Origin of the sequence: Pseudomonas syringae group sp. 26L6 (genome assembly GCF_032587815.1) — a bacterium.
Lineage (GTDB): Bacteria > Pseudomonadota > Gammaproteobacteria > Pseudomonadales > Pseudomonadaceae > Aquipseudomonas > Aquipseudomonas amygdali.
The window spans coordinates 50,489-70,116 of sequence record NZ_JAWHPJ010000046.1; the positions used below are offsets into that span (position 1 = coordinate 50,489).

Genomic DNA, 19,628 nt, shown 5'->3' on the forward strand with positions numbered 1-19,628 from the left:
ACGCATTGGGCCTCTGCCGTGGTTTATACGCGGCGGTATTGATATTTTTTCAATACCGGTTGCTGTACGTTTCTGCGACAGAAACGTAGCGTGCACGACCGTACAAATAGCAGAACGCTATGCGGTAGAGAGTTTGTATAGTGAGTAGATTTCAGTCAGTCGAAAATCAACCCGCCCCGGTGGCGGAATGATAATAATCGTTGAAAGAGAGACGCACAGAGCCCGACAGTATACGAGATACTTTCGAGGGCCACTTGAATTGAGGGGAATGCAAATGAGAACGCAGGGTATAAAGCATGCTATTCCTTTAGATATTTATAATTATTTGCGCTTTCCATACGCGCCATCTATGGTTTCATTGTTTAGTTTGAATGTCAACGCTGTCTGCCAACTGAATGGGCTATCCCTCGGCAAGTATAGAAATGGGCTAATGACAATCGATGCGCCGGGCCTGCGATCCTCGGCGGGCCTTTTACACCCGTCAGAAGTGTAATCAGAATCAACCGCGAGATCAGCCATCTGGCCGAGGCGTTGCAGTATCGGCCCTCAACCAATTGACCGTTCAAACGCAAAAACTCGCCGTCAACGATCAAGTCGACGGCGAGCCTTTGTGACAGGTACTGCGTTTTACATGCTGCTATAGAACGGGAAGATCCCCATCAGCAGCGCGGCAACCAGAATGCAAAGGCACACCAGAATCGCCCATTTCAGGGTGAAGCGCTGATGGTCGCCGAACTCGATACCGGCCAGGGCAACCAGCAGGTAGGTCGATGGCACCAGAGGGCTGAGCAAGTGGACCGGCTGACCGACGATGGACGCGCGGGCCATTTCAACCGGGCTGATGCCGTAGTGGGCAGCGGCTTCGGATAGCACTGGCAGTACGCCGTAGTAGAACGCGTCGTTGGACATGAAGAAAGTGAACGGCATGCTCACCAGCGCGGTGATGACGGCGAGGTACGGGCCGAGTGCATCCGGGATCACTGCCAGCAGGCTTTTCGACATGGCGTCGACCATGCCGGTGCCGGACAGAATACCGGTGAAGATACCTGCGGCGAAGATCAGGCCGACCACTGCCAGAACGCTACCGGCGTGGGCTGATACGCGGTCCTTCTGGTCCTGCAGGTTCGGGTAGTTGATGATCATCGCGATACTGAACGCGATCATGAACAGTACCGGCAGCGGCAGCAGGCCCATGATCAGGGCAACCATCAGTGCGAAGGTCAGCGCGCCGTTGAACCAGATCAGCTTTGGACGACGTGCATCCGGGAATTGCGAGACGCTGATTTCGCTGTGATCGACTTCATCACCCTTAAGGTGCAGTTCACCCAGACGAGCGCGTTCGCGTTTGCCGTAGAAGTAGGCAATTGCCAGGATCGCAACCACGCCAGCCAGCATTGCCGGGATCATCGGTACGAAAATGTCGGATGCATCGACATGCAGGGCACTGGCCGCACGAGCGGTCGGGCCACCCCACGGGGTCATGTTCATCACGCCACCCGCCAGAATGATCAGGCCGGCCATGATGCGCGGGCTCATGCCGACGCGGCTGTACAGCGGCAGCATGGCGGCGACGCAGATCATGTAGGTGGTCGCGCCGTCACCGTCGAGGGACACCACCAGCGCCAGCACGGCGGTGCCGACCGAAATGCGCATCGGGTCGCCCTTGACCATTTTCAGGATCTTGCGCACGGCCGGGTCGAACAGGCCGGAGTCGATCATCAGCGCAAAATAAAGGATGGCGAACATCAGCATCACGCCGGTTGGCGCCAGCTTGGTGATACCTGCCAGCATCATCGGGCCGATCTGGGCCGCGAAGCCACCGAACAGGGCGAAGATGATTGGAACCAGAATCAGGGCGATCAGCGCAGTCAGGCGCTTGCTCATGATCAGGTACATGAACGCAATAACCATGGCAAAGCCAAGGAAAGTCAGCATGGGAATACTCCAGACGTAATACGGCTACAGAACGTGAAATGAACGAGTCAGCTCAGCAGATCGGTACGTGGAGTGGAGGCGCAAGGAGGGTGTGGAACGAGAAGTCAGCAAGCATCGGAATCACCATTATTGTTGTTAATTGGGCCTGAAACACGTTGGAATCCGTTCCTGGCTAGCCGGTCTTTTTGCCGGAAGTGAGGCGATGCTAATTGGCCAAGCTTTCACCGACCTTTCAATCAGCTATTGTTGAAATTTTATTGTCACACGGATTATGGGCATGAAGGAGAAGCATGGATGAGCGAGATACACTCGGGTGGCTGCCATTGCGGCGGGCTGCGTTACCAGTTCGATGCGCCGTTGCGGGACATCGCTCACTGTCATTGCTCCATCTGCCGACGCACCTCGGGTGCAACGGTTGTAACCTGGATAAGTGTGCCGCTGGCTTCGTTCACGTGGCTGACAGGCAGCCCCTGTGCGTATGACTCCTCACCCAGCTGCGTACGCTATTTCTGCGGCAAGTGCGGCGCTCACCTGGCGTTGTTCACGCGCAACAGCCCGGACGAGATCGACGTCACCATTGCGACACTTGACCAACCGGAGCTGGCAACGCCCTCACGACACATCTGGATAGAGAACCGGCTTCCCTGGCTACGCCTGGATCAGCACCTGCCAGGGGTAGAGGGCGAGCCTTTCTGAGGTTTGAGGAGATATATAGTGCCTGAGCCAGAGCCTTAGGCACTGTTCGCACATTACATCAGCGCATTACTTGCTGAACTGCGAAGCCAGTTCGCGCAGAAGTACCTCGGCCTCAAGCACTTTTTTCACTGACTCGTTGGCTTTTTCGCGACTCAGGCCCAGACGTTCGAACAACTCATCAGGAATCTCCTGCTCTGGCCCGGCACCGATGCCGTTCACCCGCAACAGACGTACGGCCAGATAAACCAGGTTGGCGTAGACGTGATGTTCGCCCTTGTAGTGCGGGTCGTGCTGGAAGCGCAGCGCGATGGCGAGTTCATCCGGCATGTCCCAATAGCGCATCAGCCAGGCCCCGATCTGCTCGCGGCTGATACCCAGCAAATGCTGCTCAATAAAGCTGTGGTGCAGGTGCGGGTTAACTTCCAGCTGGCGGCAAATCAGGGTGAAGTGTGGCGGAAACACATGGGCCAGCAGCAGGTAGCCGAAGTTGTGCAGCAAACCGGCGAGGTAGCTCAGGCCAGCTTCCGGGCGACTGGCGCGGGGAATGGCGCGGGTCAGACCTTCGATGACGGCAGCTGTATAGATGGATTGCTGCCAATACGGCGTAGTCTGTTGCGGCTGGTCCTTGGGCAGACTCAGGGTTTTGCCCAGAGCGAGGCCCAGTGCCAGGTTGATCACCAGATCAAAGCCCAGCACGCGGACGATTGCATCTTCTACCGAGCGGATCTTGCCGGTCGACGCGTAATAGGGCGATGCCGCCCAGCTCACGACCTGTGCCGCCAGCGCAGGGTCGGTTTCGACTACGCCGGTGATGTCATCGATGGTCGCATCGGGGTCGACCCGCAGCTTGATGATTTTCTGTGCAGTTCCGGCCAGTGGTGGTATTTCCAGGGTCGCTTCCAGACGCTGCTGGATGCGACGCGCCGTGAAAACATGCATGGCCTGGGTGATTTCTGCCGGATCGTCGTCAGGACGATCCAGGTTCGGACGAATGGCTGCGACCGACTGGCCGAAGTGCGCGGCGCTGGCCTTGCTCAGCATGCCTTTGAAGTCGTCACTGCTGATTTCCAGCAACAGGCCCTTTTCGCCCGAGCCCACCAGCAGTGTCGGCTCTTGCAGCAGGCGATCATCGTAAAGGCACGGTGAGCTGGTCAGTGCCGGGAGCCCCGGCAGCACTTGCAGGTTGTGCTTGGTGAGCATGCGCTGCAAACGATCATGCGGCACAGCGGTCAACTGGCGCCCGGTCAGCTCGGTGATTCGGCTGAGGTCGAGCAACTGGCTCTGCGGGAACAGGATAAGCAGCGCACCGACAGCGTCCTCGACCAGCACAGCCTGAACCTTGCGCGCCGGGGGCAAGCTTTTGTTGTCCATGACTTCGTTGTAGCTGATAGCCAATTTTTCAAGCAACTGCCGGATTACCGACGGCGCATGCTGCGGATCATTGACGTGGGCGACTTCTGTCATGAGCTATGTCCAAATTCCTACATTTTTTGAAGTATAACCACGTTATTCGTTTTCGGTCGCACGTGGTGTTCAAAGCGTAGCCTGCATCACACCTGGCCATACTGCTGGCCATGACGCAGCCATCTGTCGAGCAGTGGGCTGACATGTTGGGGCCAGCGCTCCAACAGGGCCTGAGCCGCGTCGCGTACGGCCGGCAGCAGGTCTGCGTCACGCATAAGGTCGGCGACCTTGAATTGCAGAAGGCCCGTTTGTCGGGTTCCCAGCATTTCGCCGGGACCACGCAGCTCAAGGTCCTTTTCGGCGATGACAAAGCCATCGTTGGTTTCGCGCATGATGCCCAGCCGCTGCCGTCCGATCTGTGAAAGCGGCGGGTGGTAGAGCAGCACACAATGGCTGACCGCACTGCCGCGCCCGACGCGCCCGCGCAACTGGTGCAATTGAGCCAGACCGAGGCGCTCGGGGTTTTCGATGATCATCAGGCTGGAGTTCGGCACGTCGACCCCAACTTCGATCACTGTAGTTGCCACCAGCAATTGCAGCGCACCCTGCTTGAATTCGGCCATGATCGCGGCCTTTTCTGCGGGCTTCATACGTCCGTGTATCAACCCGACGCGAACCTCACCCAAGGCACTGCTCAGTTCTTCGTAGGTGGTTTCAGCCGCTTTGCAGGTCAGCTCTTCGGATTCTTCGATCAGCGTGCACACCCAATAGGCCTGGCGACCTTCGGCGCAAGCTGCGCGCACACGCTCCACGACTTCCAGGCGGCGGCTGTCGGCAACCAGCACGGTATTGACCGGTGTCCTTCCGGGCGGTAGTTCGTCCAGAATCGATGTGTCCAGATCGGCGTAGGCGCTCATCGCCAGCGTGCGTGGAATCGGTGTGGCGGTCATGATCAATTGATGCGGACACATCAGGCCGCCGACGCCCTTTTTACGCAGCGCCAAACGTTGCTGAACACCGAACCGGTGCTGCTCGTCGATGATCACCAGCGCGAGGTTCTTGAACTGCACTTCGTCCTGAAACAGCGCATGGGTGCCCACTACCATGGGGGTGCCACTGGCGATCTGCTCCAGGGACGTCGCGCGCGCCTTGCCCTTGAGCTTGCCCGCCAGCCAGGCCACGCCAACGCCCAGCGGCTCTAACCAGCGCTGGAAGTTGATGTAGTGCTGCTCGGCGAGAATCTCGGTGGGGGCCATCAGCGCCACTTGATAACCTGCTTCCAGCGCTTGCAAGGCAGCCAGAGCGGCGACCACGGTCTTGCCCGAACCAACGTCACCCTGGATCAACCGCAGCATCGGCTCAGGCTGGCTCAGGTCGTAGGCAACTTCCTTGCCGACCCGCTGCTGGGCACCCGTGGGCGAGAAGCCGAGGTTGGCGAGAAATTGTTTCGGCAGTTTTTTCGCAACAGGCAACGCCGGTGCGCGCTGTGAGCGCAGACTTTCGCGCAGGCGCTGCTGGGAAAGCTGGTGGGTAAGCAATTCCTCGAAAGCCAGCCGGTGTTGCGCCCAGTGATGCCCGAGGGCCAGTTCCTCCACATCGGCATCGGCGGGCGGGTGATGCAGATAGCGGATCGCATCATCCAGAGGGGCCAGCTGATAGTCGCGGGCCAGCTCATCCGGCAGCCAGTCCGGCAGGCTTTTGGGGCCGAGCATCGCCAGACTTTGCTGACACAACTGACGCAGGCGCTGCTGGGTGAGGCCTTCGGTCGTGGGATAGATCGGCGTGAGGGTCTGTTCAACGGGCGCGGGCTCATCACCGGTAATTGCCCGATATTCCGGGTGATAGATTTCCAGGCCCGAAGCACCGGGACGCGCTTCGCCGAAGCAGCGCAGGTGCGTGCCACGCTTCATGCTTTCTTTCTGCGCGTTGCTGAAGTGGTAGAAGCGCAGGCTGACGACACCTGTGCCGTCGCCAAGCCGTACCAGCAAGCTACGGCGCTTGCCCATTACCACATCGGCGCCGCTGACCACGCCTTCGATCACGGCATCCTGGCCAGGGCGCAATGCGCCAATCGGTACGACGCGGGTCCGGTCCTGGTAACGCAACGGCAGATGGAACAGCACGTCCTGCAGGGTTTCCAGCCCGACCCTGGCCAGCTTTTCTGCCATCGCTTCACCGACGCCCTTGAGCGCCGTGACCGAGACCCTGGAAAGCTCGCTCATTTCTTTTCTGCCTAACTTGCGACTGTTTTCGGACGTGCCACCGAGCACAGGCGAGCAGAGTCAGCGAGAATTTCGATGGCTTTGGGTCTCGGGAAGCTTGCGCGCCAGGCGATGGCGACCGTGCGGAAAGGCACAGGCGGCGTCAGCGGGCGGACTTCGATCACGCCGGGCGCGTAGTGGTGGCTGTCAACGGCCGAAAGCGGCAGGATCGAAATACCCAGCCCGGAAGCGACCATGTGCCGAATGGTTTCCAGCGAGCTGGATTCTACTGTCGTGTGCTTGGCGCCTTCATTGCCTTTGCCCAGGGTAGGGCAGGCTTCCAGAACCTGATCACGGAAACAGTGACCCTCGCCCAGCAGTAACAGGCTCTTGTCGTTGAGTGCCGAGGCGTCGATGGTCTCTTTCTGAGTCCAGGGGTGATCGGCCGGCATAAGGACGGAGAACGGCTCGTCGTAAAGCGGCAGGGTCAGCACGTCGGCTTCGTTGAACGGCAAGGCAATGATGACGGCATCCAGCTCACCGTTGCGCAGCTTGTCGCGCAGCACATGCGTGAAGTTTTCTTCGATGTACAACGGCATCTGCGGCGCAACCCGGTGCAGTTGTGGAATCAGGTGAGGAAACAGGTAAGGGCCGACGGTATAAATAGCGCCGACTTTCAGCGGCGCGGTCAGCTGATTCTTGCCTGCCTGGGCCAGCTCACGAATACCTTGAGCCTGCTCCAGCACTTTCTGCGCTTGCGCAACGATGCCTTCACCGACCGGTGTCAGGCGCACGGCGCTCTTGCTGCGCTCGAAAATGAGCACATCGAGTTCGTCTTCTAGTTTCTTGACGCCCACCGACAGCGTTGGCTGGCTGACGTGGCAGCGCTCAGCCGCATGGCCAAAGTGCTGCTCCTGGGCAAGCGTGACGATGTAGCGTAATTCTGTAAGAGTCATAACGTGCATCCATGAAGTTGCGACCCCAGCATAGCGGGTGCGATCGATAGACGCACGTTATCAGAAGCACTCACAAGTAACAAAAGTACAATTCAGCGTTTATCCAGCGAATAAACGAACGGTGCGAGGATTTCAATGGTGCCGTTGTTGAGGATTTCCTTGGGCGGCTTGGGCAGTGGCTGAGCACGACGGATCATTTCCATGGTCGCTCGATCCAGCGCCGGGCTGCCTGAACTGTTGGCAATCGAGTAAGACAGCACGTTGCCGTCAGCATCGACAACGAAGCGCAGGCGTGCAACACCCTGCATGCCACGACGACGCGCATCCTCGGGATACTTCTTGTACTTGCCCAGATGACTTAACAGGTCACCCTGCCAGCTTGGCAGCGCATTGCTGGGCGGCGCAGGCGCAGGAGCGGGCTTCGGAGCAGCTGCTTTTTCCGGTTTGGCAGTCGTAGGCGGCGTGTCGACCGGTTTTTCGTCAGCAGGTTTTTCCTGAGGTGGCTCAGGCTTCTTCTGCGGCTTTGGCGGCTGCGGTTTTGGCTTGGGCTTTTCAACCTTTTTGGGCACCACGATTTCCGGCTTCGGCGCTTGCGCGACTTCCGGCATGGGCTCTGGTTCTTCAGGGGCTGGCGGCGGAGGTGGCTGAACGACTTTTGGTGGTGGCGGCGGTGCGGGCTCAGGCAGAGGCGCAAGCTCGACCATCATGGCCGCTGGCGGTAGCTCAATCGCCTGAGAGGCGGGCCAGCGAACGGCGATGATGATCGCGATAGCGTGCACGGCCAGCACCAACAACAGACTACCGCTATAGCGCGTCAGTTTTTGGCGCGTACTGATCATTTCTTACCAGCCGTCTCAAGACCCACCAGACCAACCTTGAGGTAACCCGCACCCCGAAGCGTGTTCATGACTTCCATCAGATCGCCGTAATCCACGCCCTTGTCGGCCTGAAAGAAGATCGTGGTGTCCTTCTTGCCCTTGGTCCGGGCGTCCAGCACCTGACCGATCTGCTCGCGGGCAACCTTCTCTTCACCCAGATACAGGCTCTTGTCGGTCTTGACGCTGAGGAAGATCGGCTTCTCGGGCCTGGGCTGTGGCGTGGCAGTGGATGCCGGCAGGTCGACCTTGATGTCCACGGTCGCCAACGGTGCAGCCACCATGAAGATGATCAGCAGCACCAGCATGACGTCGATGAACGGCGTCACGTTGATTTCATGGTTCTCGGCGAGGTCATCGCCGCCTTCGTTAAGATGCAGGCCCACGTGTTAGCCCACCTTGACCATGTGCGGTTGTTGTTGATTGCGCTCGGTCGGTTCTGGCAGATGATCCAGGTCGCGGCTGACCAGCAGCAGAACGTGCGCCGAAGCATCAGAAACCTGAGCCTTGTAACCGGCGATGGAGCGGGCGAACACGTTGTAGATCACTACCGCAGGAATTGCGGCAACCAGACCCAGTGCCGTGGCCAGCAGGGCCTCGGCGATACCCGGTGCCACGACAGCGAGGTTGGTGGTCTGGGTCTTGGCGATGCCGATGAAGCTGTTCATGATGCCCCATACCGTACCGAACAAACCCACGAACGGTGCGGTAGAGCCGATGGTCGCCAGTACGCCGGTGCCCATGCTCATGTTGCGGCCGCAGGCTGCGACCAGGCGCTCGAGGCGGAAGCTGACACGTTCCTTGATCCCTTCGCGCTCACGGCTGTTGGCCGACAGGCGCATCTCTTCAAGAGCGTCATGCACCAGCAGGTGGGCGAGAGTGCCTTCCTTGCTGGCGGTCGAGCTCGCTTCGTTCAGGGAGCGGGCTTTTTTCAGGTTGACGATTTCACCACGCAACCGGCGTTTGGCACCCAGCAGTTCGAAACCCTTGGAGATCCAGATGGTCCACGTAATGATCGATGCGATGGCCAGACCGATCATGACCGCTTTGACCACGACGTCGGCGTTCTGGTACATGCCCCATGGCGACAGGTCATGTGCCATGCCCAGGCTGTTGTCTTCGGCTGCAGGCTCCATGGCCTGCACCGGGGCAGCTGCATCAGGCGCGACAGGAGCTGTCGCCGCGGGTGCGGCAGAGGCTGCAGGTGCAGCAGTAGGTGCCGATTGATCTGCAAGCGCCATAGGTACGAACATCAGGCTCAAGACGAGGGCTGCGACACCGCGCCATGCACGAGGCAGGCGAGGCATCCGGGTAGGCGAAGCGATTGATTGAATGCGTGTCATGCTGGCCGGACCTGAGAGAAAAATAGGGGATGGTTCCAGTGCGTCGTTCAGTGCTCTCGACGCTCACGGGGAACAAATGGGCTGCCATTATTGCAAATCGTTCTTGTTAACAAAAGTAATACAGTATCTTTTTTACATATTCGCCCGAATTTTCGCCTGTCGATGATCATTTTGTACGGCGCTGACGCCACCTGTTATGGAGATACCGAATGACTGCCCCTTCGCTTCTAATCGCCGGCTGTGGCGACATCGGTTCGCGACTCGCTAGCCGCCTGCTGCCTCACGGCTGGACCGTGCATGGGCTGCGGCGCACTGTTTCCGAGCTGCCTGCCGGTGTTCACGGTGTGGCGGGCGATTTGTTCGATACCCGCAAGCCTGCCCTGTGGCCCGCTGCGGCACTGGACTATATGGTGTATTGCGCAACTCCTTCGCAGCGTGACGAGGCGGGTTACCGGATGGCCTATGTCGAGGGCTTGCGCAATGTATTGAGTTGGCTTGAGCAGACCGGGCAGCGTCCAAAGCGGTTGATCTTTGTCTCAAGCAGCGGTGTGTACGGTCAGCAGAACGGGGAGTGGGTTGATGAAGACTCCGTCACCGAACCGGCCAACTACACCGGTACTGTGATGCTGGAAGCCGAGCAGCTCGCGCTGAACAGCGGACTGCCAGCCACGGCGGTGAGGCTGACCGGTATCTACGGACCCGGACGCAGTGACCTGTCGAACCGTGTGCGTCAGGGGCACAGTGTCAGAATTGATCCGCCGGTCTATGCCAATCGCATTCATGCCGACGATGCCGCCAGCTTGCTGGAGCATCTGCTGCAGGCGGATCAACGAGGTGTGGCACTGGAGAGCTGCTATCTGGGCGTTGACGACGATCCGGCCGCGCTGGCCGATGTGGTGGCGTGGATACGTGAATATCTGGGGGTGACCGAATGGTCGGAGGAGGTCAGCGTGCAGCGCGTGGGCAGCAAGCGTTGCAGCAATGCCAGGGCGCGCGCACTGGGATGGACGCCAATGTACCCGGATTATCGGGCTGGCTATGCGGCTTTGTTGGGGTAGAAACGTCGCAGTCAGGAGCGCCTTGAAGGGCGCTCCCGAGGCTTGAGTTGCTTACTGCTGTTCGAGCAACCAGCGACGTGGGCCTGGACGCAGCTCGGGCATCTGGTCAGCACCGGCATTGTTCATAGCCTGGAATATCTCCAGCTGCTTGCCTTTGCGAGCAAAGATCCACGGGTTGCCTTTTTCGGCTTTCTCCAGCCACATGCTATCGTATTCGCCGCTCATGGCTGCGCAATCGCCCGCCAGGCATAGTGCGTAGCGATCGTTTTCGGGAAGCCCCTGCACACTGCCGTCAGGCATGAATTGCACGGTGCTGCCTTGGCCGTCGCCTTCTACGATGGTCCATTTGCCGCCCATGTAGGCACCATACAAGGCTTTCTCGAAACTGGTGCCAGGCTGAGCGCCTTCCGGTGCCGGGTTCTCGGGCTTCTGGAAGTGCTGCTCAGGACCTGACTCGCTGGCAGCTTGAACCAGCTCATCACCTTTCACGCTCAGGTCTTCGAAGAAGTTACCGTAGAAGTCGATGTGCAGCTTGCCTTCAGCAGCGCTGACAATCTTGCCTTCACCCAGCTCGAAACCGTTGGAATAGATGGCCTGATTGGCTTTGGAGTTGATTTTCCACTCCAGATTGGGGCCGTTGGCGAGCAGTGCCTGACGCAGGTTGCCTTGTTTGACGGCGGCGTCGATGGCGGTCTGGTTGATCCAGGTGCCGTCCGGATTGCGGTCGGCGTGACTGGCGCAGCCGCCCAGAATGACGGCGAGCAGCGAGATGGCGAGCGCGGAGCGCATAACGGATTCCTTCCTTCAGGGAGAACGGAGCGCAAGGCACGCTCCGTCGGGGGATTATTCGATGACGAGAATCGCGTCCATTTCAACCTGGGCGCCACGCGGCAATGCCGCAACGCCGATGGCTGCGCGAGCCGGATAAGGCTGGGTGAAATAGGTACCCATGATCTCGTTGACCTTGGCGAAGTGGCCCAGATCGGTCAGAAAGATGTTCAGTTTGACGATGTCCTTGAAGGATCCGCCCGCCGCTTCGGCAACAGACTTCAGGTTTTCGAAGACCTGGGTAATCTGTGCTTCGATGCCTTCGACCAGCTCCATGCTGCTCGGGTCCAGCGGGATCTGTCCGGACATGTAGACGGTATTGCCAGCTTTAATGGCCTGAGAGTATGGGCCGATTGCCGCAGGGGCTTTATCGCTGGTGATGACAGTCTTGGTCATGAGAACTCCTGATGATGGGATGGCCTACGCGCGCATCCGGGTGATGCGTGTGACACCGGTCAGGGCGCGCAGTTTCTTGATCACACGAGCCAGATGCACACGGTCGTGCACGCTGACCACCAGTTGGACCACGCTGATGCGACCATCGCGTTCGTCCATACTGATTTTTTCGATATTGCCGTCGGCCGCGTTGACGCTGCTGGCCAGCAGGGCAATCAGGCCGCGCTGATGTTCGAGCTCGACACGCAATTCGACGTTGAATTCGCCGGTGACATCCTTGGCCCAGGACAACTGGATGCATTTTTCCGGGTTGTGACGGATTTCACTGATGTTGCGACAGTTATCCAGATGCACAACCATGCCCTTGCCTGCAGACAGGTGGCCGACAATAGGGTCGCCGGGGATTGGCGTGCAGCATTTGGCGTAGCTGAGCACCAGGCCTTCGGTACCGCGAATCGCCAGCGGACCTTCAGGGCTTGGCAACTGCTCGCCCTCGCCCAGCAGACGGCGCGCAACGACATAGGCCATGCGATTGCCCAGCCCGATGTCTTCGAGCAGGTCTTCCAGTACTTCAACCCGGTATTCGTTGAGCACCAGTTGAATGCGTTCCTGGGTGATCTTGTCGAGGCTGCATTCAAAGCCGTTGAGCACCTTGTTCAGCAGGCGCTCGCCGAGGTTGATCGACTCGGAGCGGCGTTGCAGTTTGAGCGCGTGACGAATATGCGTACGCGCCTTGCCGGTGACGACGAAGTTCAGCCATGCCGGGTTCGGACGTGCGCCGGGCGCACTGACAATCTCGACCGTCGAGCCGCTTTGCAGCGGTTCGGACAGCGGTGCCAAGCGGCGGTTGATCCGGCAGGCAATGCAGCTGTTGCCGACGTCGGTGTGTACCGCGTAGGCGAAATCCACCGCCGTGGAGCCTTTGGGCAGCTCCATGATCCGGCCTTTGGGGGTGAAAACGTAAACCTCGTCCGGGAACAGGTCGATCTTGACGCTTTCAATGAACTCCAGAGAGTTACCCGCACGCTGCTGCATTTCCAGCACGCCCTTGACCCACTGCCGGGCACGGGCATGAGTGCCTTTTGGCTGCTCGTCGTCGCTGGATTTGTACAGCCAGTGTGCAGCGATGCCGTTGTTGGCCATCTCTTCCATTTCGCGGGTGCGAATCTGGATTTCGATCGGTACGCCATGCATACCGAACAAGGTCGTATGCAGGGACTGGTAGCCGTTGGCCTTGGGGATCGCGATGTAGTCCTTGAAGCGGCCGGGCAGCGGCTTATACAAATTATGTACAGCGCCAAGTACGCGATAACAGGTATCGACCTTGTCGACGATGATGCGGAATGCGTAGACATCCATGATCTCGTTGAAGGCGCGACGCTTGCCGCGCATCTTCTTGTAGATGCCATAAAGATGCTTCTGCCGCCCGCTCACGTCCCCTTCGATGCCGTCAACGGCCAGGCAATGACTAAGGGACTCTTCGATCTTGTTGACCAGTTCCTTGCGATTGCCCCTGGCGCGCTTGACCGCCTGGTTGATTCGCGAGGAGCGCATCGGGTACATCGCCTTGAAACCGAGGTCTTCGAATTCAATGCGCACACTGTGCATACCCAGTCGATTGGCGATGGGTGCATAGATTTCGAGGGTTTCCTTGGCGATGCGCCGACGCTTTTCGCCCGACAGCACTTCCAGCGTGCGCATGTTGTGCAGGCGATCGGCGAGTTTGACCAGGATCACGCGAATGTCGCGCGCCATGGCCATGGCCATTTTCTGGAAGTTCTCCGCCTGGGCTTCGGCCTTGGTCTCGAAGTTCATCTGGGTCAGTTTGCTGACCCCGTCGACCAGTTCCGCGACAGTCTCGCCAAACTGCGCGCTGAGCGCTTCCTTGGCAATCCCGGTGTCTTCGATAACGTCATGCAGCATCGCAGCCATCAGGCTCTGATGGTCCATGTGCATGTCTGCAAGAATGTTCGCCACCGCAAGAGGATGCGTGACGTAGGCTTCACCACTGCGACGGCGCTGGCCATCGTGGGCTTGTTCGGCATAGAAATACGCTCGGCGCACCAGGTTGACCTGGTCCTTGCCGAGGTAGGCCGACAGTCTTTCGGCGAGGGCGTCTATGCTCGGCAAGGCGCTACCCCTTGCCAATGGCTTTTACCCTGCGCCGTACTACGTCGACCTGGCATAGGCTTAGACGGCCTCGTTGGACTCGTCCTCGAACGCTGCGAACAATGGTTCATCTTCAACGATTTCGGCTTCTGCGATTACAGCGTAATCCATCAGGCCAGCCGCGATTTCACGCAGTGCCATAACGGTAGGCTTGTCATTTTCCCAGGCCAGCTTTGGTTCTTTGCCGCCGGTTGCCAGTTGACGGGCACGCTTGGTAGAGAGCATGACCAGCTCAAAGCGGTTATCCACGTGTTCTAGGCAGTCTTCAACGGTTACGCGGGCCATGGGTATTCCTCGTAGCAAATGCGGATGCGCGATGCCCGGATGGGCGAGCGGACTCGATAGTTTACAAGCGGACAGCACCAGGCATCAAGCGGCAAGCCACCAACGGCATGCTTTTAACCTGTTGCCTGATGTCTGGAAACGACTCGATCAAGCCAGCAACTCCTGAAAAAGCTCGCTGTATTGCTCTTGCTGATGCTGCTGAGTCAGGCGATTGGCGCGGAATATTGCCTTGAGGTCTTCCAGTGCACCGGCAAAATCGTCATTGACCACAACGTATTCGTACTCGTTGTAGTGGCTCATTTCGCTGACCGCCTCACGCATCCGCGCTTCAATGATCTCGTCACTGTCCTGGCCACGATTGGTCAGACGCTGACGCAATGCCTGCTGGGTAGGCGGCAGAATGAAGATCGACCGGGCCTGCGGCATTTGTGCACGAACCTGCCGGGCACCCTGCCAGTCGATTTCCAGAATCAGGTCGTGGCCTTCGTCCAGGGTCTGCTGCAGGTGGCTCTGCGAGGTGCCGTACAGATTGCCAAAGACTTCGGCCTGCTCAAGAAAGTCGCCGTGCTCGATCATGCGCACGAACTCGGCACGATCGACGAAGTTGTAGTTCACGCCGTTCACTTCGCCGGGGCGCATGGCCCGGGTGGTGTGCGAGACCGAGACGCGAATCTTCGCCTGCGCGCCGTGCTGAGGCTCTTGCTGGGCGTCCATCAGGGCCTTGACCAGGCTGGTCTTGCCCGCGCCGGACGGGGCGGAAATGATATACAGGGTGCCAGTGATATGGTTCATGTGAGGTTCAGCCTTACTCAATATTCTGCACTTGCTCGCGCATTTGCTCGATCAACACTTTAAGGTTGACGGCAGCCTGCGTGCTGCGTGGGTCAAAGGCCTTGGAGCCCAGTGTATTCGCTTCGCGGTTAAGCTCTTGCATCAGGAAATCAAGGCGCCGGCCTGCCTGACCGCCAGCCTTGAGTACGCGACGCACTTCGGTGACGTGTGTGCTGAGGCGGTCCAGCTCTTCGGCAACATCGCTTTTCTGTGCCAACAGAACCATTTCCTGCTCAAGGCGCTGCGGATCCAGTTCGGCTTTCATGTCGGCAAAGCGATCCAGTACTTTCTGGCGCTGAGTTGCCAGCATTTGCGGCACCAGGGTGCGCAGGGTGGCAACCTCCTCGACGATGGAAGACAACCGGTCATCAAGCAGTCTGGCCAGGTCTGCACCTTCGCGTCCGCGCCCGCTCTTTAATTCAGTCAGTGCATCATTGAACAGCTTCAGCGCCTCGGTGTTCAACACCTGTGGATCGCTGGCGTCGGCCACCAGTACGCCGGGCCATGCCAGAACTTCCAGGGGATTCAGCGCGGCAGGCTGTTTGATCAGGCCGGCAACCGATTCGGCTGCGGCGATCAACTGGCCTGCACGCTCAAGATCCACTTGCAGCGGTTTGCCGGCGGTTTCCTCGACAAAACGCAGTGTGCATTCAACTTTGCCACGCGACAGCCCCTGGCGTAGCGCTTCGCGAATCGCACCTTCCAGATCACGGAACGACTCTGGCAGGCGCAGGTGCGGCTCCAGATAGCGGTGATTGACCGAGCGCAGTTCCCAGCTCAGTGTGCCTTGGGCACCGGCTCGCTCTACGCGGGCAAAGGCAGTCATGCTGTGCACCATGGGAAGTACCTCTTATCGATTCAGGAGCGTGATTCAACCCATGAGTGCACAGGATCGGCGTTCATGGGTGTCGTGAAAGCCGACTGGCTGCAGAGGCGCAGGATTGTAGCGCAGTGCGGCGCAGGCTCCCAATCCGGCAGCGTTACAAGTGACACAAGGCATTCCTTGCGATCACGCCAGAGCGTCGAAAGTATTGATCCAGAGCCTTCTGGTCGTAGCAAATCGGCATTGGCGGCTTTTAGAGATGCCCAGCGGCAGCTGTGACCTCTATAATGCCCAGCAGTTTTCCGTCTCAGTACAGGTATCCCAGATGAAACGTCCAAGTGGTCGCGCCGCCGATCAGCTCCGCTCGATCCGCATCACCCGCAACTACACCAAACACGCCGAGGGTTCTGTACTGGTCGAGTTTGGTGATACCAAGGTGATCTGCACCGTCAGCGTCGAAAACGGCGTACCACGCTTCCTCAAGGGTCAGGGCCAGGGTTGGCTGACTGCCGAGTACGGCATGCTGCCGCGCGCTACCGGCGAGCGTAACCAGCGTGAAGCCAGTCGCGGCAAGCAGGGTGGTCGTACACTCGAAATCCAGCGCCTGATCGGTCGTTCGCTGCGCGCTGCGCTGGACATGTCCAAGCTGGGCGACGTGACCCTGTACGTCGATTGCGATGTCATTCAAGCGGACGGCGGCACTCGCACCGCGTCCATTACCGGCGCAATGGTTGCTCTGGCAGACGCCTTGAAAGTGATCAAGAAGCGTGGCGGCCTGAAGGGCGGTGACCCGCTCAAGCAGATGATCGCAGCCGTTTCGGTCGGCATGTATCAGGGCGAGCCGGTGCTTGACCTCGATTACCTGGAAGATTCCGCTGCGGAGACCGACCTGAACGTGGTCATGACCAGTGCAGGCGGCTTCATTGAAGTACAGGGCACAGCCGAAGGTGCACCGTTCCAGCCTGAAGAGCTGAACGCGATGCTCGCCCTGGCTCAGAAAGGCATGACCGAGCTGTTTGAATTGCAGCGCGCCGCGTTGGCCGACTGATATCCAGAAGGGGTCCGATAATGAGTGACAGCTTGCAACCGTTCAGCAAACCGCCCCAAAGCGCTCGCCAGTGGGCGATGTTCTGTCACTTGTCGGCGTTTGCCGGACTGATGTTTCCGTTCGGCAATCTACTGGGCCCACTGATTATCTGGCAGTTGAAGAAAGACTCCGATCCGTTTATCGACGCGCAAGGCAAGGAGGCGCTGAACTTTCAGATCACAGTCGCCATTGCGGCCACCGTCAGCATGCTGCTGGTGCTGCTGATCATCGGCTTTGCATTACTGACCCTGGTGGGGATCGGAGCCGCAGTGCTTGCGATCATTGCCGGGATAAAAGCCAATGACGGCGTCGATTATCGCTATCCGTTCACTTTGCGCCTGATCAAGTAGCATCACTTCGGGCAACGCAAAAAGCCGACTTGAAGTCGGCTTTTTCGTGTGCACTGTTCGTCTGACGATCAGATAGTCAGGGTCCAGTCGTAGTCCACGATCAATGGCGCGTGCTGCGAGAAGCGCGGCTGACGCGGCAGGCGAGCGCTGCGTACGAAGCGGCGCAAGCCTGGGGTCAGTATCTGATAATCGAAGCGCCAGCCCAGATTCAGCATCTCGGCCTGTTCGTTATCCGGCCACCAGCTGTACTGATCACCTTCGCGGCTGACTTCACGCAGGGCATCGACATAGCCCATGGTGCCGACAATCTCGTCCATCCAGGCGCGTTCAGGCGCCAGGAAGCCAGGAGACTGCTGGCTGTCACGCCAGTTTTTGATGTCGAGCTTCTGCTGCGCGACGTAGAGCGATCCGCAATAGATGTATTCGCGACGCTTGCGGCGTTGCTTGTCCATGTACTTGCCGAAATCGTCCATGAGCTTGAATTTCTGATTCAGGTCTTCATCGCCATTCATCCCTGACGGAAAGAGCAGGGTAGCGATACTGACCTTGTCGAAATCTGCTTGCAGGTAGCGCCCGTAGCGGTCGGCTGTCTCGAAACCGAGACCGCTGATTACCGCCTTCGGTTGCAACCGCGAATAAAGCGCCACACCACCCTGAGCGGGAACCTCGGCTTCGCAGGCATAGAGGAAGTAACCGTCCAGCTGAAAGGCTGGATCATCCAGTTCAAAGGTGGAGGCGCGGGTGTCCTGTAAGCAGATGACGTCGGCATTCTGAGCTTGCAGCCAGCTGAGCAAACCACGCTCGACCGCAGCCTGAATGCCATTTACGTTCACACTGATGATCCGCATAAATGGCCCCAAAAATCACGTGCGTGTATGATACCCGAGCTCTACCTAATTAGCTAAATCCGTGGTATCCGGAGCTTTTTCCATGCAAGCGTATCAGCGCGATTTTATTCGTTTTGCCATCGATCGCGGTGTTCTGCGCTTCGGTGAGTTCACTCTCAAGTCCGGGCGCACCAGCCCGTACTTCTTCAATGCGGGGCTGTTCAACACCGGTTCCGCACTGGCACAACTGGGGCGTTTCTACGCAGCAGCCGTGGTTGAAAGCGGTATTGCCTTCGACGTTCTGTTCGGCCCGGCCTACAAGGGTATTCCGCTCGCCTCGGCAACTGCCGTGGCGCTGGCCGAGCATCATGACCGTGATCTGCCGTGGTGTTTCAACCGCAAGGAAGCCAAAGCGCACGGCGAAGGTGGCAGCCTGGTGGGCTCCCCGCTGGCGGGCAACGTGCTGATTATCGACGACGTCATTACTGCGGGCACGGCGATTCGCGAGGTTATGCAGATCATCAAGGACCAGAGCGCGATTGCGGCAGGTGTCCTGATTGCCCTCAATCGCCAGGAGCGCGGCAATGGCGAGCTGTCGGCGATTCAGGAGGTCGAGCGTGACTTCGGCATCCCGGTAGTGAGTATCGTGTCATTGAATCAAGTGCTTGAGTTCCTGGCCGACGATCCGCAGCTCAAGCAGCATCTGCCTGCCGTCGAAGCCTATCGCGCGCAATACGGAATCTGAGGACGAGCCTATGGCAGTCAGCGGCACGGAGCGGGCTTCGGTTTCAGGCGTACTGAGCGTTTTGGGGTTCTGGCTGGCTCTTGGCATGCTTGCGCCCTCGCTCGCTCAAGCGGCTGATGCGCCTGAAGCTCGACTTTATCGCTACGTCGACAGCCGTGGCGTGACCGTGATCGATACGCAAGGCGTGCCGCCCGACTACGTTGCCAAAGGCTATGAAGTGCTCAATGGTCGTGGCCGGGTGATACAGGTCGTACCGCCCGCGCCGACTGCCGAGCAGATTCGTCAGTCCGAAGCAGACAAGCGCCAGGCCGCTGCGGATGCACAGCTGTTAAGCCTTTACAGCAGTGTCGATGAGGTGGACCGCGTCAAGGTCCGTAAACTGGCCGAGCTGGATGCGCTGATTGGCGTTGCTCAGGGCAATATTCAGGGGCTGGCGGCTCAGCAGCGCAATCTGCAAGGCCAGGCAGCCGACCTGGAGCGTGCGGGGCGTCCGGTTCAGCAGGGGCTGGTCGATCAGTTGAATGACTTGCGCGATCAGCAGCAGAAGCTGCAAACCGATATCGCCGGGTATCAGGCCGCACGGGTAAAGGCTGAAGCAGATTTCGCCGTCGATCGTGCACGCGTCCAGCGCCTGACTCAATGACCGGACGCAGAGCGTCCAGAAGCGCATGCCCACGCCTTTTTTTGATTCTGGCCGAAGGCCGTAGGAGCGAACTTGTTCGCGAAAGGGGTCGAAGCCAGGCACCTATCGTTCTTCACGCTCCAGCGTGGGAACGATAATCAGCGATCATCATCAACCAACAAAAAGGCCCCGTCAGC

Annotated in this window: 20 protein-coding genes; 6 read left to right on the top strand and 14 right to left on the bottom strand. The window is 58.9% G+C overall.

All coding sequences use genetic code 11. From position 1 onward, the window contains the following. Positions 1-627 precede the first annotated feature (627 nt). Positions 628-1,935, bottom strand: coding sequence for a CitMHS family transporter (locus RYA97_RS19170; protein WP_002551489.1), 1,308 nt, complete (start codon positions 1,933-1,935; stop codon positions 628-630). 294 nt (positions 1,936-2,229) lie between these two features. On the opposite strand from RYA97_RS19170, the gene RYA97_RS19175 reads away from it, so the two are divergent. Further along, positions 2,230-2,631 (top strand): GFA family protein, encoded by a 402-nt coding sequence (locus RYA97_RS19175; RefSeq protein WP_005778491.1) that lies wholly within the window; start codon positions 2,230-2,232, stop codon positions 2,629-2,631. A gap of 66 nt (positions 2,632-2,697) precedes the next feature. Here RYA97_RS19175 and RYA97_RS19180 read toward each other — a convergent pair whose 3' ends face one another. The 6 genes from RYA97_RS19180 to exbB all read right to left on the bottom strand — a co-directional run bounded on the left by RYA97_RS19180 (position 2,698) and on the right by exbB (position 9,410). Further along, on the bottom strand, positions 2,698-4,095 hold the full coding sequence (locus RYA97_RS19180) for an aminoacyl-tRNA deacylase and HDOD domain-containing protein (protein WP_002551491.1): 1,398 nt from the start codon (positions 4,093-4,095) through the stop codon (positions 2,698-2,700). An 86-nt stretch (positions 4,096-4,181) separates the two neighbouring features. Beyond that, a complete protein-coding gene (recG, locus tag RYA97_RS19185; RefSeq protein WP_117140269.1) occupies positions 4,182-6,257 on the bottom strand; it encodes an ATP-dependent DNA helicase RecG in 2,076 nt (691 codons plus the stop codon). Between the two features lie 11 nt (positions 6,258-6,268). Next, positions 6,269-7,192: a hydrogen peroxide-inducible genes activator gene (locus tag RYA97_RS19190; RefSeq protein ID WP_054097600.1), complete on the bottom strand. Its 924-nt coding sequence runs from the start codon at positions 7,190-7,192 to the stop codon at positions 6,269-6,271. A gap of 92 nt (positions 7,193-7,284) precedes the next feature. Beyond that, positions 7,285-8,031 (bottom strand): energy transducer TonB, encoded by a 747-nt coding sequence (locus tag RYA97_RS19195; RefSeq protein WP_005731616.1) that lies wholly within the window; start codon positions 8,029-8,031, stop codon positions 7,285-7,287. Then, positions 8,028-8,453, bottom strand: a complete 426-nt coding sequence (exbD, locus tag RYA97_RS19200; protein WP_002551495.1) for a TonB system transport protein ExbD — start codon at positions 8,451-8,453, stop codon at positions 8,028-8,030. Before exbD ends, RYA97_RS19195 begins: the two co-directional genes overlap by 4 nt. Before the next feature lie 3 nt (positions 8,454-8,456). Then, positions 8,457-9,410, bottom strand: coding sequence for a tonB-system energizer ExbB (exbB, locus tag RYA97_RS19205; protein ID WP_117140268.1), 954 nt, complete (start codon positions 9,408-9,410; stop codon positions 8,457-8,459). A gap of 209 nt (positions 9,411-9,619) precedes the next feature. Here exbB and RYA97_RS19210 point away from each other — a divergent pair, with 209 nt between their 5' ends. Beyond that, the gene (locus RYA97_RS19210) at positions 9,620-10,468 is read left to right on the top strand and encodes an SDR family oxidoreductase (protein WP_005744854.1); all 849 of its coding nucleotides are present in this window, start codon (positions 9,620-9,622) and stop codon (positions 10,466-10,468) included. Between the two features lie 51 nt (positions 10,469-10,519). Here the strand turns inward: RYA97_RS19210 and RYA97_RS19215 are convergent, their stop codons facing one another. The 6 genes from RYA97_RS19215 to RYA97_RS19240 form a co-directional block, all read right to left on the bottom strand. Further along, positions 10,520-11,257, bottom strand: a complete 738-nt coding sequence (locus tag RYA97_RS19215; RefSeq protein WP_004655373.1) for a hypothetical protein — start codon at positions 11,255-11,257, stop codon at positions 10,520-10,522. A 54-nt stretch (positions 11,258-11,311) separates the two neighbouring features. Next, positions 11,312-11,692: a RidA family protein gene (locus RYA97_RS19220; protein WP_004655371.1), complete on the bottom strand. Its 381-nt coding sequence runs from the start codon at positions 11,690-11,692 to the stop codon at positions 11,312-11,314. A gap of 24 nt (positions 11,693-11,716) precedes the next feature. Continuing rightward, positions 11,717-13,822, bottom strand: a complete 2,106-nt coding sequence (spoT, locus tag RYA97_RS19225) for a bifunctional GTP diphosphokinase/guanosine-3',5'-bis pyrophosphate 3'-pyrophosphohydrolase (RefSeq protein ID WP_004655368.1) — start codon at positions 13,820-13,822, stop codon at positions 11,717-11,719. Between the two features lie 60 nt (positions 13,823-13,882). Further along, positions 13,883-14,146, bottom strand: a complete 264-nt coding sequence (gene rpoZ, locus RYA97_RS19230; protein WP_002551500.1) for a DNA-directed RNA polymerase subunit omega — start codon at positions 14,144-14,146, stop codon at positions 13,883-13,885. Between the two features lie 147 nt (positions 14,147-14,293). Beyond that, positions 14,294-14,938: a guanylate kinase gene (gene gmk / locus RYA97_RS19235; protein ID WP_005744853.1), complete on the bottom strand. Its 645-nt coding sequence runs from the start codon at positions 14,936-14,938 to the stop codon at positions 14,294-14,296. Between the two features lie 13 nt (positions 14,939-14,951). Next, the gene (locus RYA97_RS19240; protein ID WP_002551502.1) at positions 14,952-15,815 is read right to left on the bottom strand and encodes a YicC/YloC family endoribonuclease; all 864 of its coding nucleotides are present in this window, start codon (positions 15,813-15,815) and stop codon (positions 14,952-14,954) included. Between the two features lie 310 nt (positions 15,816-16,125). On the opposite strand from RYA97_RS19240, the gene rph reads away from it, so the two are divergent. Together rph and RYA97_RS19250 are read left to right on the top strand one after the other, a co-directional pair. Then, positions 16,126-16,848 carry a ribonuclease PH gene (gene rph / locus RYA97_RS19245; protein ID WP_003313989.1) on the top strand — a complete coding sequence of 241 codons (723 nt, stop codon included), beginning with the start codon at positions 16,126-16,128 and terminating at the stop codon, positions 16,846-16,848. 20 nt (positions 16,849-16,868) lie between these two features. Then, positions 16,869-17,237 carry a DUF4870 domain-containing protein gene (locus RYA97_RS19250; protein ID WP_003313990.1) on the top strand — a complete coding sequence of 123 codons (369 nt, stop codon included), beginning with the start codon at positions 16,869-16,871 and terminating at the stop codon, positions 17,235-17,237. 68 nt (positions 17,238-17,305) lie between these two features. On the opposite strand, the gene RYA97_RS19255 is transcribed toward RYA97_RS19250, so the two are convergent. Then, positions 17,306-18,085: an exodeoxyribonuclease III gene (locus tag RYA97_RS19255; protein ID WP_002551505.1), complete on the bottom strand. Its 780-nt coding sequence runs from the start codon at positions 18,083-18,085 to the stop codon at positions 17,306-17,308. An 82-nt stretch (positions 18,086-18,167) separates the two neighbouring features. On the opposite strand from RYA97_RS19255, the gene pyrE reads away from it, so the two are divergent. Both pyrE and RYA97_RS19265 read left to right on the top strand, forming a co-directional pair. After that, positions 18,168-18,809, top strand: coding sequence for an orotate phosphoribosyltransferase (gene pyrE, locus RYA97_RS19260; RefSeq protein WP_117140267.1), 642 nt, complete (start codon positions 18,168-18,170; stop codon positions 18,807-18,809). A 10-nt stretch (positions 18,810-18,819) separates the two neighbouring features. Continuing rightward, positions 18,820-19,452, top strand: a complete 633-nt coding sequence (locus tag RYA97_RS19265; RefSeq protein ID WP_117140266.1) for a DUF4124 domain-containing protein — start codon at positions 18,820-18,822, stop codon at positions 19,450-19,452. Positions 19,453-19,628 lie beyond the last annotated feature (176 nt).

What these genes read in the sequence shown, in the direction of transcription:
- RYA97_RS19220 (WP_004655371.1), bottom strand. Translation starts at nt 11,692, where the DNA reads ATGACCAAGACTGTCATCACCAGCGATAAAGCCCCTGCGGCAATCGGC.
- rph (WP_003313989.1), top strand. Translation starts at nt 16,126, where the DNA reads ATGAAACGTCCAAGTGGTCGCGCCGCCGATCAGCTCCGCTCGATCCGC.
- RYA97_RS19255 (WP_002551505.1), bottom strand. Translation starts at nt 18,085, where the DNA reads ATGCGGATCATCAGTGTGAACGTAAATGGCATTCAGGCTGCGGTCGAG.
- RYA97_RS19195 (WP_005731616.1), bottom strand. Translation starts at nt 8,031, where the DNA reads ATGATCAGTACGCGCCAAAAACTGACGCGCTATAGCGGTAGTCTGTTG.
- exbB (WP_117140268.1), bottom strand. Translation starts at nt 9,410, where the DNA reads ATGACACGCATTCAATCAATCGCTTCGCCTACCCGGATGCCTCGCCTG.
- RYA97_RS19170 (WP_002551489.1), bottom strand. Translation starts at nt 1,935, where the DNA reads ATGCTGACTTTCCTTGGCTTTGCCATGGTTATTGCGTTCATGTACCTG.
- RYA97_RS19175 (WP_005778491.1), top strand. Translation starts at nt 2,230, where the DNA reads ATGAGCGAGATACACTCGGGTGGCTGCCATTGCGGCGGGCTGCGTTAC.
- pyrE (WP_117140267.1), top strand. Translation starts at nt 18,168, where the DNA reads ATGCAAGCGTATCAGCGCGATTTTATTCGTTTTGCCATCGATCGCGGT.
- RYA97_RS19240 (WP_002551502.1), bottom strand. Translation starts at nt 15,815, where the DNA reads ATGGTGCACAGCATGACTGCCTTTGCCCGCGTAGAGCGAGCCGGTGCC.
- gmk (WP_005744853.1), bottom strand. Translation starts at nt 14,938, where the DNA reads ATGAACCATATCACTGGCACCCTGTATATCATTTCCGCCCCGTCCGGC.
- RYA97_RS19210 (WP_005744854.1), top strand. Translation starts at nt 9,620, where the DNA reads ATGACTGCCCCTTCGCTTCTAATCGCCGGCTGTGGCGACATCGGTTCG.
- RYA97_RS19250 (WP_003313990.1), top strand. Translation starts at nt 16,869, where the DNA reads ATGAGTGACAGCTTGCAACCGTTCAGCAAACCGCCCCAAAGCGCTCGC.
- rpoZ (WP_002551500.1), bottom strand. Translation starts at nt 14,146, where the DNA reads ATGGCCCGCGTAACCGTTGAAGACTGCCTAGAACACGTGGATAACCGC.
- RYA97_RS19265 (WP_117140266.1), top strand. Translation starts at nt 18,820, where the DNA reads ATGGCAGTCAGCGGCACGGAGCGGGCTTCGGTTTCAGGCGTACTGAGC.
- RYA97_RS19180 (WP_002551491.1), bottom strand. Translation starts at nt 4,095, where the DNA reads ATGACAGAAGTCGCCCACGTCAATGATCCGCAGCATGCGCCGTCGGTA.
- RYA97_RS19215 (WP_004655373.1), bottom strand. Translation starts at nt 11,257, where the DNA reads ATGCGCTCCGCGCTCGCCATCTCGCTGCTCGCCGTCATTCTGGGCGGC.
- RYA97_RS19190 (WP_054097600.1), bottom strand. Translation starts at nt 7,192, where the DNA reads ATGACTCTTACAGAATTACGCTACATCGTCACGCTTGCCCAGGAGCAG.
- recG (WP_117140269.1), bottom strand. Translation starts at nt 6,257, where the DNA reads ATGAGCGAGCTTTCCAGGGTCTCGGTCACGGCGCTCAAGGGCGTCGGT.